This is a genomic window from Pedobacter sandarakinus (assembly GCF_026240095.1).
GTDB classification, from domain to species: Bacteria; Bacteroidota; Bacteroidia; order Sphingobacteriales; family Sphingobacteriaceae; genus Pedobacter; species Pedobacter sandarakinus.
The window spans coordinates 1-512 of sequence record NZ_JAPIVG010000026.1; the positions used below are offsets into that span (position 1 = coordinate 1).

At 52.3% G+C, this 512-nt stretch carries 1 protein-coding gene; it reads right to left on the reverse strand.

What is annotated here, in order from left to right:
* Positions 1-512: Calx-beta domain-containing protein (locus OQ268_RS17795; RefSeq protein ID WP_265858165.1), on the reverse strand; the 512-nt coding region annotated here is incomplete at both ends.

Genomic DNA, 512 nt, shown 5'->3' on the forward strand with positions numbered 1-512 from the left:
TGAGGCATCAGTGGTTGCTACGCTGATTGTAGCGCTATCATCATTGGTGATGGTAGTGGTGATGCTGCTTGGCGTACCCAATGTAAGGTTGCCCGTAGCTGCAGTAATCGCAGCGGTATAAGTCTCGTCTGGTTCTATCGTATTGTCGCCGGTGATGCTTACCGTAAAGGTACGTGTGGCACCAACAGCAGACCCTGCTGCAAAGGTAAGTGCACCAGGACTGGTGAAGTTATAATCGCTGCCAAGGGTGGCCGTGCCTGCAGTTACCACAGGGGTAACCGTAGAGGCATCGCGGATGGTAGTACCCGCAACCCCTGTCAGGGTAGCTGTGTAGGTAACGATCGTGGCGCCAGAATTGCCTTCTACAACACTGCTCGCTCCGCTCAGTACAACGCTCATCACATCATCATCTGCAATGTTTACCGTAGCACTTGCTGGGCTAACCGTAACCGATGGGTTATTGGTAGCGGAATTAAAGGTAAGTACAACGGTCTCCGTGCCTTCAACAACCT